We start from the raw sequence: 16,890 nt of genomic DNA on the forward strand, positions 1-16,890 counted from the left end.
GGGTTCCTGGCTCTGGTGGGGGAGCGGGTCAGTCGGCGACGGTCTGCCGCTCGGGCACGACGAACACCGTGACCCGCTCCGTCTTGATCTGCTCCGGCGGGTAGGGCCGGCCCTCGTACTTCTGCGACAGTTCGTCGATCCGGTCGCGGGCGGCCTGCCCGCGCTCGACGTCGCCGGCCGTCCCGCGCACCTCCGCGTAGCGGTAAGGGTTCTGCTCGTCACGGATGGCGATGGTCACGCGGGCGTCGCGCTCGAGGTCGAGGAACTTCTGCCGGTGCACCTCGGTGTTGACGTACAGCCGGCCGCCGTCGACGCCGACCCAGACGTACTGGGTCTGGACGCGTCCGCTCGGCAGCAGCGTGGACATGGCGGCGAAGTTCGGCCCGCTCGCCAGCTCTTCGGTCGTGGGGTGCAGCTCCGGACCGTCCTTCGTGTCAGCCACACCGACCGCCTACCCACCGGCGCCGGTGCCCATGCGCTCCGGTGGGGACGCGTCCCCGCCGGGCGGGTCGGGCGCGCTGGGCAGCACGCGGGGCTGGAGCGCCGACGGAACCCCGTCCGTGCCTCCGCCGAGCACAGCACCGCCCACCCCGGGACCCGCTGGCGGGCGCTGCGCCGCGTCAGTCCCTGCCCGTGGCGCACCACCGCGAGCGCGCCGTCCCGGGACGGCCTGGGAGGCTGCGCGGATGCGGCGAGCGGCAGGAGAGGTCGTGCGGTCACGGCTGCGCACCGGTGCGGCAGCGCTCGTGGTGGGGATCCTGGCCGCGGGGTGCCAGTGGCCGCGTGACGTCGACGGCACCCTGGAACGAGTGCGTGGTGGCACCCTGCGCGTCGGCGTGGTCGAGGCGGATCCGTGGGCCAGTGCCACTGGTCCGCAGCCGCGGGGAGTGGAGGTGCGGCTCGTGCAGGACCTCGCCCACCAGGTGGACGCCGAGGTGGCCTGGGTCCCCGGCGCCACGGCGGAGCTGGTGTCCGGCCTGCACGACGGGGCGCTGGACCTGGTCGTCGGGGGGCTGACGGACCAGGACCCGTGGACGGCGCAGGTGACCTTCACCCGTCCCTACGTCACCACCCGTTCCGTCGTGGCCGTGCCGGAGGGTGAGCCCGCCCCGGAGGACGTGGAGGGCCGCACCGTGCGGCTGGAGGCCGACTCGCAGCTGGAGGGCCTGCTGCGGGCCGCCGGCGCCGAGCCGCAGGTCGTGCCCGACGCGGGCGAGGGCACCGGCCCGGTGGCCGTGGAGGACTGGCAGCTGGACCTGCACGGGCTGCGGGAGACGGAGGTGGAGCTGCGCTCGGACCAGCACGTGTGGGCGGTGCGCCCGGGTGAGAGCGGCTGGCAGGTGGAGGTCGAGCGGTTCCTGCTGCGCCTGGACCCCGCCCGTGTGCAGCGGCTGCTGGACGAGGAGGGTGCATGAGGGTCTACGCCGATCACGAGATGCCGCCCGAGATCGAGCGGCTCTACCGACGCGCGGTGCGCCTGGAGTGGTGGACACTGGCCTACCTGGTCAGCGCCGTCGCGCTGATGGGGCTGGTGCTGGGTCAGTCGCAGGCCATGAAGGCCGCCTGGGTGGAGGACCTGCTCAGCCTGCTGCCCCCCATCGCGTTCCTCGTGGCCTCCCGCTTCCGGGAACGCGGGGCCAGCCAGCGCTTCCCCTACGGCTTCCACCGGGTGGTCAGCGCCGCTTACCTCATCGCCTCCTTCGCGCTGCTGGTGATGGGTGCGCTGCTCTTCGCGGACTCGGCGTCGCGGCTGGTGACCCGGGAGCGCCCGTCCATCGGGCTCGTCGAGGTCTTCGGGCAGCAGGTGTGGCTGGGCTGGCCGATGATCGCCGCCCTCGTCTGGAGCGCGGTACCGGCGGTCGTCCTCGGCCGCGTGAAGCTGCCGATGGCGGCGGAGCTGCACGACAAGGTCCTCCACGCCGATGCGCAGATGAACCGCGCCGACTGGATGACGGCGGTGGCCGCCATCATCGGCGTCCTCGGCATCGGGGCGGGGCTGTGGTGGGCCGATGCGGTGGCCGCCGTCGTCATCTCCCTGGACATCACCCGCGACGGCTTCCGCAACGTCGAGGCGGCCTTCGCCGACCTCATCGACCGCATCCCCACCAGCCCCGGCGAGCAGGAGCCGCTGCAGGTCATCGAGGAGGTGGAGCAGCACGTCCGGTCCCTGGCGTGGGTGCGTGAGGCCGAGCTGCGCCTGCGCGAGCACGGCCACCTCATCACCGGCGAGGTGTACGTCGTGCCGGAGGAGGCGGGGACGCTGCTTCCCCGCCTGGTGCAGGAGGCCATGGCAGACCTGCAGCGGCTCGACTGGCGCCTGCGGGAGGTCGTCCTGGTGCTCCTGCCCGAACTGCACGACGAGCACGGGTCGCTGCCGCGGCGAGGGAGCCGCTGAGTGCCCGGACCCACCGGGCGCCCCGCCTCCGGCGACGGGGGCGCCGGCCACCCCTGGCTCCTCGATCGCGGCGAGCGCGGCAACGGCGCCACCGTCCTGCCCGCCTGGAGCGGCGGCAACCTGGTCCGGCCCCTCGTGGACGGGGTGGCGTACTTCCGGGGGGTGGCCGCCGCGCTGGAGGGTGCCGGCGAGGGTGACGTGGTGTTCTTCGCCGATTGGCAGGGCGACCCGGACGAGCTGCTGACCGGTGACGGGCCGACGATCGCGCAGGCGCTGTCGGCGGCCGCCCGCCGCGGGGCGCTGGTGAAGGGCCTGGTGTGGCGCTCGCCGTGGGACGTCCTGAAGGTCCTGCCCGAGCGCAACCGCTACCTGGCCCAGCACGTGGAGGGTCCGGGCGCGGAGGTCGTGCTGGACCAGCGGGTGCGCACCCTGGGCAGCCACCACCAGAAGTTCCTCGTCGTGCGCCACGCCGCCCGCCCCGCCGACGACGTCGCCTTCGTCGGCAGCCTGGACTTCGGCCACTCCCGTCGCGACGACGCCAGGCACCGCGGGGACGCCCAGACGATGGCGTTCGGGCGCCGGTACGGCGAGCGTCCGTCCTGGCACGACGTGAGCGCGGAGGTGCGCGGCCCGGCGGTGCGGGACGTGGAGACGGTGTTCCGGGAGCGGTGGGAGGACCGCGCGCCGCTGTCCCTGCTGCCGTGGCAGCTCGTGCCCGATCTCGCCCGGCGCCTGCTGCGGCGCCCCCCGGGCCTGCCGGCGCAGCTCCCGGCGCCGGATCCCGCCGGTTCCTGCGCGGTGCAGCTGCTGCGCACCTACCCGCACCGCCACCCCCGCTACCCCTTCGCCCCGCACGGGGAGCGCAGCACCGCCCGCGGGCACGCCAAGGCCCTGCGCCGCGCGCGGCGGCTGGTGTACGTGGAGGAGCAGTTCCTGTGGTCGGAGCAGGTGGCGGAGACGTTCGCCGGTCCACTGCGGGAGAACCCGGACCTGCACCTGGTCGTGCTGCTGCCGCGGGAGCCGAAGCGCGGCGGGCCGCTGGCCGGGCCGCCGCTGCTGCTGGGCCAGGTCCGCGCGCTGCGGGTGCTGCGGGCGGCCGGCGGTGGACGGGTGCACGTCTTCGACCTGGAGAACCACGTCGGGGAGCCGGTGTACGTGCACTCCAAGGTCACCGTCGTCGACGACGTGTGGGCCTGCGTGCGCAGCGACAACCTCAACCGCCGCTCCTGGACCCACGACTCCGAGCTGTCCGCCGCGGTCCTCGATGCCGAGCGCGACCTCCGCGAGCCCGCCGACCCGGCCGGACTGGGGGACGGGGCGCGCCGCTTCGCCCGGGACCTGCGGCTGCGGTTGCTGCGCGAGCACCTCGACCGGGCCGAGGGCGACGACGCGGACCTGCTGGGACCCGACGACGTGGTAGCGGCGCTGGAACGCAGCGCCGCCGCGCTGGACGCCTGGCACGACACCGGCCGCCGCGGTCCCCGTCCGGCGGGGCGGGTGCGGGTCCACCGCGATCCGGTGCTGCGGTGGTGGCAGCGGGCGTTCGCGGCACCGCTGTACCGCCACGTCCTCGACCAGGGCGAGCGCTGAGGTCCCCGCTGTCCACAGGTCGGCGGGGTGGGTGGACGTCGAACGACCTCCGCCCGTGCGCGCCGGCGGCGCCTCAGCGCGGTCCGCTCGCCCGGTGCAGCGGTTCGCGCCCGGGCGGCTGCACGGGCCGCGGCAGCAGCGGCAGGCGGGGGACGATCTTGCGCCGCAGCGGCTCGGCCGACGTGACGACGACCTCCTCCCCGGCGTGGACGAGGGCGATCTCGCCGTCGACGCAGTGCGGCAGCGAGTACACGACCTCGTCGGTGTGCACCTCCACGCGCAGCGTGTGCCCGTGCCAGCGCAGCGAGAACGCCAGGCGGGTGATGCCGCTGGGCAGCTGGGGGTCCAGGTGCAGGCGCCCGTCGGTCTCGCGCAGCCCGCCGAACCCGTTGACCAGCGCCACCCACGTCCCGGCCAGCGAGGCGATGTGCAGGCCGTCGGCGGTGTTGCGGTGCAGGTCGCGCAGGTCCACGCCCGCGGCCTCGTAGGCGTAGTCGTGCGCCAGTTCCAGGTGCCCCGTCTCGGCGGCCACGACGGCCTGGACGCACGCCGACAGGGAGGAGTCGCGCACGGTGCGCCGCTCGTAGTAGTCGGTGTTGCGGGCCTTCTCCTCGGGCGTGAAGCGCTCGCCGAACCAGAACATCGCCATCGCGAGGTCCGCCTGCTTGATGACCTGGCGCCGGTACAGGTCGAAGTACGGCCGGTGCAGCAGCAGCGGGTACGACGACTCGTGCTCGAAGTCCCACTCGGGCAGGCGGGTGAACCCCTCCGACTGCTGGTGCACGCCCAGGTCCGCGTCGTAGGGCACGTAGGCGGCCTGGGCGGCGTCGCGCCAGCGGGCCACCTCCTCCAGGTCCACGCCCAGCCGCCCGGCCGCGTCGAGGTTGCGGGTGGCGGCCGCCGCCGCGGAGCGCAGGTTGTGCGCCGCCGCGAGGTTCGTGAACACGTTGTCGGCCACCACCGCCGTGTACTCGTCGGGGCCGGTGACGCCCACGACGTGCCACTTCCCGTCCCGGTCGTGGTGTCCCAGCGACATCCACAGCCGGGCGGTCTCGACGAGGAGGTCCAGCCCGATCTCGTCCTCCAGCCGGGTGTCCCCGGTGACGACGCGGTAGCGCTCGACGGCCGCGGCGATGTCGGCGTTGACGTGGAACGCCGCCGTCCCCGCCGGCCAGTACCCCGAGGTCTCCTGGCCGCTGATGGTGCGCCAGGGGAACGCCGCGCCCCGCAGCCCCAGCTCCCGGGCCCGCTGGCGCGCCTGGTCCAGCGTCGACCAGCGCCAGTGCAGCGCGTCCCCGGCCGCGTCGGGCGCGGTGTACGTGAGCACCGGCAGCACGAGGGCCTCGGTGTCCCAGAAGCAGTGCCCGTCGTAGCCGGGACCGGTCAGGCCCTTGGCGGCGATGCCGCGCCGCTCGGCGCGCGCCCCGGCCTGCAGGACGTGGAACAGCGCGAAGCGCACCGCCTGCTGGATCTCCGCGTCGCCGTCGACCTCGACGTCCGCGGCGCGCCAGAACTCGTCCAGGTAGGCGCGCTGCTCGGCGAGCAGGCCCTCCCAGCCGGTGAACTGCGCGCCGCTGAGGGCGCCGGCGACCTGGTCGCGCAGGGCGGGCGCCGAGCGGCGCGCCGACCAGCCGTAGGCGACGTGCTTGACCAGGCGCACCGGCTGCCCGGGCTCGACGGCCGCCACGACGGTGGTGCGCGCCCAGTCGTCGGCGCTGTCGGTGTCCACCGTGACGCGCACGTCGGTGTCGACCTCGTTGACCATGCCGGCGGCCAGCCGCAGTCCGCTGGCGCGGGTCTCGTGCAGCAGCACCGCGCCGCGGCCGTTGGTGTGCCGGCCGATCGCGACCAGCGGGTGGTCCAGCACGGCGGACACCCGGGGGTCGCCGCTGCGGTGCGGCAGCGTCTCGTTGGCGACCAGCTCCGACTGCAGCGTCAGGCGCGCCGGGCGGTCCACCGCCTCGGCGGTGAACTCCACCGCGGCGACGGCCCGCTGCGTGAAGGACACCAGGCGGGTGGAGCGGATCCGCACGCGCTGCCCGGCGGGGGAGGTCCAGTCGACCTCGCGCACCAGCGTCCCGGCGCGCAGGTCCAGCCGGCGCTCGTGCCGGTGCAGCGTCCCGTACCGCAGGTCGAACGGCTCGTCGTCCACCAGCAGCCGCACCAGCTTGCCGTCGGTGACGTTGACGACCGTCTGCCCGACCTCGGGGAAGCCGTACCCGGCTTCCGCGTGCGGCATCGGGCGCTCCTCGTAGAAGGAGCCCAGGTAGGTGCCCGGCATGCCGTGCGGCTCGCCCTCGTCGAGGTTGCCGCGGAAGCCGATGTGGCCGTTGGACAGCGCGAACACCGACTCGGTGCGCGCCAGGTGGTCCAGGCTGAACTCCGGCTCGCGCACGCACCAGGGGTCCACCGGGAACACCGGCGGGGTGGAGCGGTCGCGCTGCTCGGCCTCGTTCTCGTCGGTCACCGCGCCCCCTCCAGCAGCTCGGCCAGGTCCTGCACGACGACGTCCGCGCCGTTCTCCCGCAGCGCCGCGGCCTGGCCGGCGCGGTCGACGCCGACCACGTGCCCGAAGCCCCCGGCGCGGCCGGCGGCCACTCCGGACAGGGCGTCCTCGAACACCGCCGCGGCCTCCACGTCCACGCCCAGCAGCTGCGCGGCGCGCACGAACGTGTCGGGGGCCGGCTTGCCGGCCAGCCCCTCCTCGCGCAGCGTCACGCCGTCCACGCGCACCTCGATCAACGCGTCCAGGCCGGTCACCTCCAGCACCTGCCCGGCGTTGGCGCTGGAGGACACCAGCGCCGTGCGCGCCCCGGCCGCGCGGGCGGCCTCGAGGTAGCGGCGCGAGCCCTCGTACACCTCGACGCCGTCGGTGGCGATCCGGTGCAGGACGTCGGCGTTCTTGCGGTTGCCCAGCCCGTGCACGGTCGCGGCGTCCGGGCCGTCGTCGGGCGAGCCCTCCGGCAGCGCGATCCCGCGGCTGGCGAGGAAGTCGCGCACCCCGTCCAGGCGCGGCTTGCCGTCCACGAACGAGAGGTAGTCGGCCTCGGGGTCGAAGGGGCGCAGGTCCTCGCCCGGCCCCGCCTCCCGGCTGCCCAGGAAGCCGTCGAAGGTGTCCTTCCAGGCGGCGTTGTGGACGGCGGCGGTGTCGGTGAGCACCCCGTCCAGGTCGAAGAGCAGGGCGGTGACCCCCTCGGGCAGTCCCAGCACGCGCGTCTCCTCCACGCTCGACGCCACCCCCCGGCCGGGGGTGGACCGCGGGCGACGCTACGCACCCCGTCCGCCGCCTGCAGCCGGGGACACGCGCATGGACCCCGCCGGATCCGGGTACTCCACCGGCATGGACGAGCGACGACTGCGCGACGACCGTCCGCGGGTGCAGCGGGACCCCGGCGGTGACGAGCCGGGGCACGTGCCCCCGGAGCAGCCGCGCGGGCGGACCGGTACCGAGGCGCGCACCGCGCGGTCCCCGCTGCGGCTGCGGCTGGTCCTGGCCGTCTTCGGGCTCGTCGTGTGCGGGCTGCTGTCGGCCTTCTGGCTGACCGGGGCCGGGCCCGGCGGGGCGCGCGGACCGGGGATCGTCCTGGCCGTGCTGGCGGTGGTCGCCGTCGTGGACATCGTCGTGGTGAGCCGCCGGCTGCGGACCCGGGCCCGCTCCCGCCGCTGACCGGCTCCGTCAGCGGCGGGTCAGCCGCGACCAGCCGCGGCGCGCGCTGGCCCACCCGCGCAGCACCGTCCCCGCCGGCGGCCGGGACAGGGTCGACCACAGGTCGGCCACGGCCGCGTTCCAGGGCCCGTCGGCGTAGGTGGGGTAGGGGTGGGTGGAGGCGACCAGGTCGCGCACCCGCAGGCCGCGCGTCAGCGCGAGCTGCAGCTCGGCGAGGACCTCCCCGGCCCGCGGGGAGACGACCGTGGCGCCGCGCACGCGCCCGCCGCGGTCCACGACCAGCCGGGTGAACCCCTCCGCGCGGTCGTCCGCGACAGCCCGGTCGACGTGCCCGGCGCCCAGCTCAAGCAGCCGCCAGCCGTCCGGCAGCGGCCCGCCCGTGGGCGTCCCCGTGGCCGCGACCTCCGGGTCGGTGAAGGTGGCGCGCGGCACGTGCGTCTCGGCGCGCCGGCGCAGGCCCAGCAGGGCGTTGAGCGCCGCGGTCGTGCCGTCGACCCCCGCGGTGTGGGTGTAGCGGGGGCGGGCGGTGACGTCCCCGGCGGCCCACACGCGCGCCGAACTCGTGCGCAGCCGCTCGTCGACGACCACGGCCCCGCGCTCGTCGAGCGCCACCCCGGCGTCCTCGCAGCCCAGCCCGGCGGTGCGCGGGACCCGGCCCGCCGCCACCAGCACCGCGTCGACCTCCACGGTCACCCCCTGCGGCGCGCCCGTGCCCACCTGCACGCGGACCCCGCCGCCGGGCGAGGCGTGCGCGCCCGTCACCGCCGCCGACGTCAGCACCCGCGCGCCGTCGGCCTCCAGGGCGGCGCGGACCACCGCCGCCGCGGCCGGGTCCTCCGCGGGCAGCAGCCGCTCCCCGGCCTCCACGAGGACCACCTCGCGGCCCAGCCGCGCGAGCGCCTGCGCGAACTCGCACCCGCTGCTGCCGCCGCCCAGCACGACGACGCGCCCGGGCAGCCGCGGTGCGTCCCACAGCGTCTCGTGGGTCAGCAGGTGCCCCGGGTCCAGCGCCGCGACCGCCGGCGGCACCGCGGGCGCCGACCCCGTCGCCAGCACCGCCCGCTCGAACCGCACCCGCCGCCCGTCCACCACGGCCGCGCCGGGCCCCACGAGCCGCACCTCGCCGCGCGCGACGGTGACGCCCCGCGCGCGCAGCGCCTCCGGGGAGTCCACGGGGGCGATGCGCCGCACCGCCGAGCGCACGTGCTCCAGCACGGCCGCGTCGTCGACCGGTCCCGGCGCGCCCAGGCCGTAGCGCTGCGCCGCGCGGGCGGCGCTCACCGTCCCGGCCGCGGCCAGCAGCGCCTTGGACGGGACGCACCCCGTCCACAGGCACTCCCCGCCCGTGCGGTCCCGCTCGACGAGCAGCACGCGCGCCCCCAGGTCCGCGCCCGTGCGCGCCGCGAGCATCCCGGCCGTCCCGCCGCCCACCACGAGCAGGTCCCACGGGCGCTCGGCGCCCCGCCCCGGGAGCGGGGCGGGCGCCGGCGTGGTCGCGGGGGAGGGCGCCGGACCGGTCGTGGCCGTCATGCCCCGACGGTAGGGCCGGCCGGCCGGCCCGGCCCGGCGGACCGCGTGCGACCGCGCGCACCGGGGTAGGGGGTGGGTGTGTGGTTCGACTCCGTCTCCGACGTCCTGCGCGTCCTCGCGGTCGGGGCCTGCGCCTACGCGACCCTCGTGCTCGTCCTGCGGGTCTCCGGCAAGCGCACCCTTGCGAAGCTGAACGCCTTCGACCTCGTCGTCACCGTCGCCCTCGGCTCGACGCTGGCCACCGTCCTGCTGAGCGCCGACGTCGCCTGGGCGGAGGGCGCCACCGCCTTCGCGCTGCTCGCCGCGCTGCAGTTCGCGGTCGCCTGGGCGACCACGCGCGCACCGCGGCTGCGCGCGGCGGTCACCGCGCGCCCGACCCTGCTGCTGCGGGACGGCGTCGTCGACGAGGACGCCCTGCGCCGCCAGCGGGTGACCCGCGCCGAGGTGCAGCAGGCCGTCCGGGCCAGCGGTTCCGGCAGCCTGTCCGCGGTGGCCGCCGTCGTCCTGGAGAGCGACGGGACCCTCAGCGTCGTCCCGGCCGCGGACCTCGGGGACGCCTCGGCCCTGGCCGACGTGCCCGGCGTCCGGGGTGCGCCGCGCGGGGACCGGTGAGGAGGATCCGGCGAGGGCGTTTGCGCGGGCGGGGGGCGGGTAGCCCGAGAGCGTCAGCCCGCCCACGACCCGAGGAGGCAGACCGTGGCGAGCACGGCGCGAGAGATCATGACCGGCGGCACCGAGTGCGTCGGCGAGAACGAGTCGATCCGGCAGGCGGCCCGGAAGATGGCCGACCTCGGGGTGGGGGTGCTGCCGATCTGCGGTGAGGACGACCGCCTCAAGGGGATGCTCACCGACCGCGACATCGTCATCAAGGCCGTGGCCGAGGGCATGGACCTCGAGACGACCACCGCCGGGCGGTTCGCCCAGGGCGAGCCCGTGACCATCGGTGCCGACGACAGCGTCGACGAGCTGGTGCGGACGATGACCGAGCACCAGGTCAAGCGGCTGCCCGTCATCGACGGCCACCGCCTGATCGGCATGGTCACCGAGGCCGACGTGGCGACCCACGCGCCGCAGGAGAAGGTCATCGACCTGGTGACCAAGGTCTACGCCAACGGCTGAGGCGTTCGCGGCCCGGGACCCGCTCGCGCGGTGTCCCGGGCCCGACGTGCCCGGCACCCCGACGTCCCCGAGGAGGACGACATGGCCGACGCCACCCACCGCAGCGCGGGGGAGCTCGTCGACGAGCTCACGTCCGACACCGCCCGGCTCGTGCGCGCCGAGGTGCGCCGCGGGCAGCGCGAACTGCTCGACAAGGCCCGCGAGGCCGGGAGGGGCGCCGCCCTGCTCGGCGGCGCCGCCGTCCTCGGTGCCCTCGCCGCCGGCACGTCCGCGGCCTTCACCGTCCGCGCGCTGGGCAAGGTGCTGCCGGCGCCGGCCGCCGCGCTCACGGGGACGGTGCTCTACGGCGCCGGAGCCGCGGCCCTCGGGGCGGCGGGCCTCGCGGAGCTCAAGCGCGTCGGCTCGCTGCTGCCGCAGGAGACCATCGCCAGCGTCCGCGAGGACGTCCGCGCCGCCCGTTCGGCCGCCGGCGCCCCCGGTCCGACCGGTGGGCGCGCCGGGAGCTGACCGCCGGGGACCCGGCCCACCGGCCGGTACCCCGGCTCCGGTGCCGGGGCCGTGACGCCTCACCCCGCGGCAGGAGCACCGCCTCCCGGGTCGAGCAGCAGCCGGTGCACCGGGCTGAGCAGCACCCGCTGCCAGCGGGGGACCCGCGGGTCGCGGTGGACGCGCAGCCGCCCCGGTGGGCGGGGGCCCCGGCGCCCCCCGTCGTACCAGGCGTCCAGCGCCGCGGCGGCGCGGGCGACGGCGTCCAGCGCCCCCCGCGGGTCGAGGAGGGCCGCGCCGTCGCCGGCGGCACCGTCGAGGTGCTCGCGGAGCAGCCGCAGCCGCAGGTCGCGGGCGAAGGTCCGCGCGCCGTCGCCCAGGCCCGCCGGGCCGCGCGGCTCGCGGTCGTCGCGCCGCGCGTCGAGGACCGCGACCGACAGCTCGGAGTCGTGGGTCCACGAACGGCGGTCGAGGTCGTCGCTGCGCACGGCGGCCCGCACGTCGTCGACGACCAAGACCTTGGAGTGCACGTGGACGGCGTGGCCGTCCGCGCTCTCGACGTCGTAGACGTGCACGCGGCCGGGGGCGGCCGCCCGCAGCAGCCGCAGCGTGCGGACCTGCCCGAGCAGGAGCGCCGGTGCGCAGACGGGGTCGTCGCGCTCGAGGAGGCGGGGCACCAGCACCAGGAGCTGCAGCCCCGGCTGGGCGCGCAGGGCGCCGGCGAAGACCCGCGCGACCTCCTCCGACCAGAGGAACTGCTCCTCCACGTGGACCAGGCACCGGGCCCGCCGCAGCGCCTTCGCCGTGCCCGCCGCGACGCTGAACTCCCCGCGGGGGGCGAAGGGGTAGCGCGGCCGGTGCCGCGGGTAGGTCCGCAGCAGCTGGACCGTGCAGGGACCGGCGGGGTCGGGGGCGGGTCGTTGCGGCGGGAGGGTGTCCCGTCGACCCCGCCGCAGGCGCCGCACCACGTCCGGCACGGCCTGCCAGGGCAGCAGCGAGAGCGGGGCCGGGTCCTCCCACCGCTCGCGGAACACCGTCTCCACGTCCCGGACCGCCGGGCCGCGGACCTCCACGTGCGCGTCGTGCCACCTCGGGTTGCTGCCGTAGCGGCGGCCGAACGTCAGCGGCTGCGGGTCCCCGCGGTGGGCGCCGCCGTCGCGGCGGCTGTGCCCGACGTCGATGCTGCCCACGAGGGCCACGTCCCGCCCCGGGGTGTCGCGGTGGCGGACGACGAAGAACTCCTGGTGGTGGCTGCCGAACGGCTCCACGCGCTGGTCGAGGCGGACCTGCAGGCCAGGGCCGCGCAGCCGCCGGGCCAGGCGCCGGCCAGCGCCTCGGCGACCGCTCGGAAGTACTCCCGACCGTCGACCAGCGGGGCGACGTGGTTCCCCCCGCTCCAGGCCGGCAACCGGGTCGCGGGGTTCCCGCGCTCCGCGGCCGACAGCAGCCACGTCCCGGTCGGACCGGGGGGCGCCGCGCGCTCCGGCCACAGGACCCGGGATTCCGCCCCCGCCGTCACGGGCGCCTCACGTCGCCGGTCGAGGCGTCCCAGACGAGCGAACCGCCCTCGAAGTCGCTGCGCAGGCCCCCGGGGACCTCGTACTCGTCGCTGACGGGGAACCCCAGGGGACCGGACTCCCACCCGGTGTCGCCCCACGCGGACTGGATCGCGCCGCGCACGACGTGCGCACCCGTGGCGGGGGACCAGTAGACCGACCCGCCGAGGAAGTGGCTGTAGGCGCCGCGGCCGTCGGGCGTCGTCAGCTCGTCGGAGGTGGGCGGCCCCAGGGGGCCGTCCTCGCCGCCGGTGGCCAGCCACTCCTCGCGGATCGCGCCGGTCACCTCGTGCTCGGTGGGGACCGGCCCGTCGACGACGTCGAGCGTGCCGTCCGCGGCGCGCTCCAGGGTCGCGATCCCCAGCCGCCGCGGGTGCGGGAACTCCCCGCCGCGGTTCTCACCCAGCCAGAACGACGCGTACGCCACGCGCAGGGTCCCGTCGGCGTCGACGAACCCGTTGGACCCGCCCGGCCCCTGGACCGTGCCCTGGCTGGCCAGGAGGGGTCCGGCCGGTTCCGGGCGCGTGCACGGGGCGGTCGGGCCGTCCGGGCAGACGGCGTAGCCGGTGGCGTAGTTGCTGCGGCCGCTGTCGTCCAGGACGCCGGAGTAGTTGGCGGAGTAGAACAGGTACGTGGTGCCCCCGAACGCCACCATCGACGGGTTCTCGACCGTGCTGCCCTCCCAGGCGGCGTCGCGGTTCGTCTCCAGCAGGGTGACGGGTTCCGCGCCCGGCAGGGGGCGCCCGTCGTCACCCAGCTCGACGGCCTGGATGGACGACTCGCGCACGTCGAGCTTCCCGGACGCCTTCCACAGCAGGTGCGTGCGTCCCGTCGCCGGGTCGCGCCACGGCTGCGGGTCGATGGACCCCTGCGGGTCGCGCTCCACCGGCTGGCACTGCAGGGGGGAGTCCCCGGTGGTGTCGCGGAACGGTCCGGCGGGTCCCGGGCCCTCGGCGACGGTGAGGCAGAACCGGTCGGGCGCGACCCGCACCGCGGAGTACGCGTACCAGGTGTCCCCGATCGGCAGGACGCCCGGCGCCCAGTAGTCGCGGTCCATCCACGGGCCCTGCTGGTGCGGCAGCCCCCACGAGGCCCGGCGCACGAGGGCGTCGTTGGTGTCGTACGTCGGCCACGGGTCCATCCCCGCCTCGCGGACCTCCACGGGGATCGCCTCGTCGGCGAACACGTCGTAGCCGGGAGCGCCGGGCGGGCCGTCGTCGGTGTAGCGCTCGCGCACCGTCCAGGTCACCAGGTCGGTGCTCGTCAGCACCGGCAGGTAGCGACCGCCGACGGGGGAGGCCCACGCGTAGTACGTCCCCTCGTGCAGCAGGACGTCCGGGTCGCCGAAGTCGCCGACCCAGGTCGTGCCGGGTTCGAACCACCCCTCCTCCGGCGGCCCGTCGCCACCGCCGACGACGGCGCCGGGGGTGGCCGGCGCGGCCGTCAGCGACGGCTCGGGGTCGGCGCCGGGGCCGTTGCCGGACCCGCCGCCCCCGCCGCCCGTGCCCCCACCGCTCGTGCACGAGGCCAGCACGAGGGCGGCCGCCGCGGCCGCCAGCGTCCCGCCGCGACGTCCGCGCGGCCCCGTCCCCCGGCGCCCGGACACGGTCAGCCCGCCGGCAGTTCCCCGAGCGTCACGCTCAGGGTCTGCTCGTCCCCGTCGCGCAGGACGGTGACGTCGACGGTCTGCCCGACCTCCAGGTCCGCCAGGACGGTGGACAGCCCCGCGGTGCTGCGGATCTCCTGCCCGTCGACCTGCGTGATGACGTCCCCGGGGCGCAACCCGGCCGCCTCGGCGCCGCCGCCGGGCTCGACCGCCACGACCCCGGCGCCGGCGGGCTGGCCGGAGGGGTCGGCGACGGTCGTGACGGTCACGCCCAGCGCGGCGCGGTTCGTGCTCGTGACCTCCCCGTCGCGGACGAGCTGCTCCGCGATGTCGGCGGCCGTGTTGGCCGGGATGGCGAAGCCGATCCCGGGCGCCGGCGCGTTCCCGTCCTGCGAGGCGTTGGTCGCCGCGAGCGTGGGGATCCCGACGACCTGCCCGTCCATGTCGACCAGGGCCCCGCCGGAGTTCCCGGGGTTGATGGCGGCCGACGTCTGGATCGTGCCGGGGAGGACGGCGCCCGCCGGCACCGCCTCGCTGGGCGGTTCGGTGACGGTGCGGCCGGTGGCCGACACGATGCCGTTCGTGACGCTGCTGGACAGCCCGAGGGGGTTGCCCATCGCGAGGACGAGGTCGCCCACCTCGACGGCGTCGGAGTCGCCGAGCTCCGCGGGGCGCAGGTCCGGCGCCCCCTGCACGTTGACCACGGCGAGGTCGTTCTCCGGGTAGGTGCCCACGAGGGTGCCGGGGTAGGAGGTGGGGGAGGTGGCGAACGTGACCTGGAACTCCGTCTCCTGCCCGACGACGTGGGCGTTGGTGACGATGTTCCCCTCCTCGTCGAGGACCACGCCGCTGCCCAGGCCCGTGCTGGTCCGGATCTCCACGACCGAGGGCAGCACGTCCGCGATGACCTGCTGGTAGGCGTCCTCGAGGACCTGCACCTGCGACCCGCCGGACGGGCTCGAGGAGGACGGGGAGGACGACGCCGTGGACGTCTCCGCCGACGCGGCACCCGGTTCCGCGGCGTCCCCGCCCCCCGCGGTGCACCCCGCCAGCACGACGGGCAGCAGCAGCCACGCCGCCGTCCGCGCCCGGTCCCCGCGTCCCGCCCTCACCGTCGCCACCACGGCGCGTCCTCCCGTCCTCGTCCCGCCCACCGGCCCGGCCGCGCGGTGTTCCCGGCCGCCACCCTGCCTCACACGGCCAGGTACGGCAGCACGTAGCGCCGGTAGTACTCGATGACGCGGGACTGGTCGCGCTGGCCGGAGTGGACCATCGGCGTGACGCCGGCGTCGAGGAGCTGCTGCACCGCGCTGACGTGGTTGCCGGGGCTGCCCTTGGGCCAGGAGGCGTAGACCTGCTCCAGCGGCCACCGGCGGGCCGCCTCCGCCTGGATCTCCACCGGGTTCGGCTCGTACAGCAGCGCCGGGTCCCACGGGTCCACCGTGAACCGCCACAGCTGCGCGGCGTGCTCGAGGTCGAACTCGTCGACGTTGACGAACAGCTCGCCCAGCTTGGTCATCGTCCCCGGGTCCCTGCCCGCGTCGCGCGCCCCCCGCTCGAACGCGGCGACCAGTTCCGGGTCGGAGAAGTCCGCGGCGGCCCCGATCCAGCCGTCGCCGTACCGGCCGGCGTTGTAGGCGCTCTTCGGTCCGCTCGCCGCCAGGTAGATCGGCACGGGCTGCTCCGGCAGGTCGTACAGGCGGAACTCGCGCGTCTCGTAGAAGTCGCCCTGGAACGTCACGCGCTCACCCGTCCACAGCTGCCGGATCAGCTCGACCGCCTCGACGAGCCGCGCGGCACGCTCCTCGTACGGCCCGAAGCGCCCGGTCGCCGCCTCCTCGTTGAGCGCCTCGCCCGTCCCCAGCCCCAGGAACACCCGGCCGGGGGCGAGGATGCCCAGGGAGGCCCACGCCTGGGCGACCTCGCTGGGGTGGTAGCGGTACGTGGGACACGTGACGCCCGGCCCGAAGGTCGCCTGGCTCGTGACCTGGCTCAGCAGGCCCTGGGTGATCCACGGGTGCATCGAGTGGCCCTGGTCGTCCTGCCACGGCTGGATGTGGTCGCTGGTCCACAGCCACCCGAACCCGGCGGCGTCCGCCTCGTGCCCCCAGCGCACCAGGTCCTGCGTGCGGAACTGCTCGTGGGACATGACGTAGCCGACGGGGTAGCTGCGGCGGGAGCCGTCGTCGTGGTGCTGCGGCGCCGCGTCCCGTCCGGGCGCCGCCGCCGCGGGGACCGTGCCCCCGAGCGCGGCCGCGCCCAGCCCGGCGGCACCACCCACCACGCCGCGGCGGCTGATGCCGCTGCGCGCGGTCCGTCCCCGGTCCTCCTGCGCGTCCATGGTCGTCCTCCGCTCGCCGTGGTCGAGGACCCGGGCGGCTCCCCACCCCCTCCTGCCCCCGCGCGCGGTGGGTGAAACACCGCCCGGTGGACCTGTCGGGTTCCCGTGCCGGTGACCGGGTGCGCCAGCGGCCGCCTTGCCGCGCGGGCGGGGGTGGGCCAGCCTGTGGGCGGTGCCGTCGTGCAAACGTCCGCGACGGGGGCGCGGGTGCGTTCCAGGTCGCGGGGAGGTGTCGGCGTGTCCGGGTTCGTCGGTCTGCTGTCGGCGCTCGCCGTCGCGGTCGCCGGGACCGGTGCGCTGCACCTGCTGGCCCGTCGGACGGCGGTCTCGCCGGACGCCGTGGTCGACCGGCCGTTCCTCGCCGGGTTCGCGCCCGAGGAGCACGCCCTGTCGCGGTTCCACGTGCGCTGGTACCCGGTGACGGTGGTGTTCCTGGCGTTCGACGTCGAGATGCTGTTCATGTACCCGTGGGCCCTCGTCGTCGCCGACGCCGGGGTCGGAGCCGTCGTGGAGATGTTCGTCTTCCTCGGCGTCCTCCTCGCCGGCGTGCTCTGGGCGTGGCGCGAGGGGGTGTTCCGGTGGGTGTGAGGGCCGGGAGCC

At 76.4% G+C, this 16,890-nt stretch carries 16 protein-coding genes; 8 read left to right on the top strand and 8 right to left on the bottom strand.

Annotated features, from left to right (window positions below; all coding sequences use genetic code 11):
• Positions 1-28: 28 nt before the first annotated feature.
• Positions 29-442 (bottom strand): TIGR03618 family F420-dependent PPOX class oxidoreductase, encoded by a 414-nt coding sequence (locus tag ACRYMY_RS10450; protein WP_432547194.1) that lies wholly within the window; start codon positions 440-442, stop codon positions 29-31.
• A 244-nt stretch (positions 443-686) separates the two neighbouring features.
• On the opposite strand from ACRYMY_RS10450, the gene ACRYMY_RS10455 reads away from it, so the two are divergent.
• Genes ACRYMY_RS10455 through ACRYMY_RS10465 form a run of 3 tightly spaced genes read left to right on the top strand, consistent with a single transcriptional unit; the run spans position 687 to position 3,985 of the window.
• On the top strand, positions 687-1,415 hold the full coding sequence (locus ACRYMY_RS10455) for a transporter substrate-binding domain-containing protein (protein WP_432547195.1): 729 nt from the start codon (positions 687-689) through the stop codon (positions 1,413-1,415).
• The gene (locus ACRYMY_RS10460) at positions 1,412-2,395 is read left to right on the top strand and encodes a cation diffusion facilitator family transporter (RefSeq protein ID WP_432547196.1); all 984 of its coding nucleotides are present in this window, start codon (positions 1,412-1,414) and stop codon (positions 2,393-2,395) included. The genes ACRYMY_RS10455 and ACRYMY_RS10460 overlap by 4 nt, the downstream gene beginning before the upstream one ends.
• Positions 2,396-3,985: a phospholipase D family protein gene (locus ACRYMY_RS10465; RefSeq protein WP_432547197.1), complete on the top strand. Its 1,590-nt coding sequence runs from the start codon at positions 2,396-2,398 to the stop codon at positions 3,983-3,985. It begins immediately after the preceding gene.
• 73 nt (positions 3,986-4,058) lie between these two features.
• On the opposite strand, the gene ACRYMY_RS10470 is transcribed toward ACRYMY_RS10465, so the two are convergent.
• The gene (locus ACRYMY_RS10470; protein ID WP_432547198.1) at positions 4,059-6,452 is read right to left on the bottom strand and encodes a glycoside hydrolase family 65 protein; all 2,394 of its coding nucleotides are present in this window, start codon (positions 6,450-6,452) and stop codon (positions 4,059-4,061) included.
• Positions 6,449-7,195, bottom strand: coding sequence for a beta-phosphoglucomutase family hydrolase (locus ACRYMY_RS10475; protein ID WP_432547199.1), 747 nt, complete (start codon positions 7,193-7,195; stop codon positions 6,449-6,451). Before ACRYMY_RS10475 ends, ACRYMY_RS10470 begins: the two co-directional genes overlap by 4 nt.
• Positions 7,196-7,292: 97 nt before the next feature.
• On the opposite strand from ACRYMY_RS10475, the gene ACRYMY_RS10480 reads away from it, so the two are divergent.
• A complete protein-coding gene (locus tag ACRYMY_RS10480) occupies positions 7,293-7,652 on the top strand; it encodes a DUF6343 family protein (RefSeq protein ID WP_432547200.1) in 360 nt (119 codons plus the stop codon).
• A 9-nt stretch (positions 7,653-7,661) separates the two neighbouring features.
• On the opposite strand, the gene ACRYMY_RS10485 is transcribed toward ACRYMY_RS10480, so the two are convergent.
• A complete protein-coding gene (locus ACRYMY_RS10485) occupies positions 7,662-9,182 on the bottom strand; it encodes a dihydrolipoyl dehydrogenase family protein (RefSeq protein ID WP_432547201.1) in 1,521 nt (506 codons plus the stop codon).
• 78 nt (positions 9,183-9,260) lie between these two features.
• Between ACRYMY_RS10485 and ACRYMY_RS10490 the strand changes: the two genes are divergently transcribed.
• From ACRYMY_RS10490 to ACRYMY_RS10500, 3 genes are all read left to right on the top strand, one after another.
• Complete coding sequence (locus ACRYMY_RS10490) at positions 9,261-9,794, top strand: DUF421 domain-containing protein (RefSeq protein WP_432547202.1); 534 nt, start codon at positions 9,261-9,263, stop codon at positions 9,792-9,794.
• 108 nt (positions 9,795-9,902) lie between these two features.
• Positions 9,903-10,301: a CBS domain-containing protein gene (locus ACRYMY_RS10495; RefSeq protein ID WP_432547222.1), complete on the top strand. Its 399-nt coding sequence runs from the start codon at positions 9,903-9,905 to the stop codon at positions 10,299-10,301.
• Positions 10,302-10,382: 81 nt separating this feature from the next.
• Positions 10,383-10,808, top strand: a complete 426-nt coding sequence (locus ACRYMY_RS10500) for a phage holin family protein (protein ID WP_432547203.1) — start codon at positions 10,383-10,385, stop codon at positions 10,806-10,808.
• Positions 10,809-10,867: 59 nt separating this feature from the next.
• Here ACRYMY_RS10500 and ACRYMY_RS10505 read toward each other — a convergent pair whose 3' ends face one another.
• The 4 genes from ACRYMY_RS10505 to ACRYMY_RS10520 all read right to left on the bottom strand — a co-directional run bounded on the left by ACRYMY_RS10505 (position 10,868) and on the right by ACRYMY_RS10520 (position 16,290).
• Positions 10,868-12,055, bottom strand: coding sequence for a phospholipase (locus tag ACRYMY_RS10505; protein ID WP_432547204.1), 1,188 nt, complete (start codon positions 12,053-12,055; stop codon positions 10,868-10,870).
• 247 nt (positions 12,056-12,302) lie between these two features.
• Complete coding sequence (locus tag ACRYMY_RS10510) at positions 12,303-13,949, bottom strand: family 43 glycosylhydrolase (RefSeq protein ID WP_432547205.1); 1,647 nt, start codon at positions 13,947-13,949, stop codon at positions 12,303-12,305.
• A gap of 2 nt (positions 13,950-13,951) precedes the next feature.
• On the bottom strand, positions 13,952-15,070 hold the full coding sequence (locus ACRYMY_RS10515) for a S1C family serine protease (RefSeq protein ID WP_432547206.1): 1,119 nt from the start codon (positions 15,068-15,070) through the stop codon (positions 13,952-13,954).
• A 71-nt stretch (positions 15,071-15,141) separates the two neighbouring features.
• Positions 15,142-16,290, bottom strand: a complete 1,149-nt coding sequence (locus ACRYMY_RS10520; RefSeq protein WP_432547207.1) for a TIGR03557 family F420-dependent LLM class oxidoreductase — start codon at positions 16,288-16,290, stop codon at positions 15,142-15,144.
• Between the two features lie 237 nt (positions 16,291-16,527).
• On the opposite strand from ACRYMY_RS10520, the gene ACRYMY_RS10525 reads away from it, so the two are divergent.
• Positions 16,528-16,878: an NADH-quinone oxidoreductase subunit A gene (locus ACRYMY_RS10525; RefSeq protein WP_432547208.1), complete on the top strand. Its 351-nt coding sequence runs from the start codon at positions 16,528-16,530 to the stop codon at positions 16,876-16,878.
• Positions 16,879-16,890 lie beyond the last annotated feature (12 nt).

Origin of the sequence: Kineococcus haloalkalitolerans (assembly GCF_050871905.1) — a bacterium.
GTDB lineage: Bacteria > Actinomycetota > Actinomycetes > Actinomycetales > Kineococcaceae > Kineococcus.

Bases quoted from the DNA above. Each gene is read 5' to 3' on its own strand.
- ACRYMY_RS10455 (WP_432547195.1), top strand. From the start codon at position 687: ATGCGGCGAGCGGCAGGAGAGGTCGTGCGGTCACGGCTGCGCACCGGT.
- ACRYMY_RS10460 (WP_432547196.1), top strand. From the start codon at position 1,412: ATGAGGGTCTACGCCGATCACGAGATGCCGCCCGAGATCGAGCGGCTC.
- ACRYMY_RS10480 (WP_432547200.1), top strand. From the start codon at position 7,293: ATGGACCCCGCCGGATCCGGGTACTCCACCGGCATGGACGAGCGACGA.
- ACRYMY_RS10485 (WP_432547201.1), bottom strand. From the start codon at position 9,182: ATGACGGCCACGACCGGTCCGGCGCCCTCCCCCGCGACCACGCCGGCG.
- ACRYMY_RS10495 (WP_432547222.1), top strand. From the start codon at position 9,903: ATGACCGGCGGCACCGAGTGCGTCGGCGAGAACGAGTCGATCCGGCAG.
- ACRYMY_RS10500 (WP_432547203.1), top strand. From the start codon at position 10,383: ATGGCCGACGCCACCCACCGCAGCGCGGGGGAGCTCGTCGACGAGCTC.
- ACRYMY_RS10520 (WP_432547207.1), bottom strand. From the start codon at position 16,290: ATGGACGCGCAGGAGGACCGGGGACGGACCGCGCGCAGCGGCATCAGC.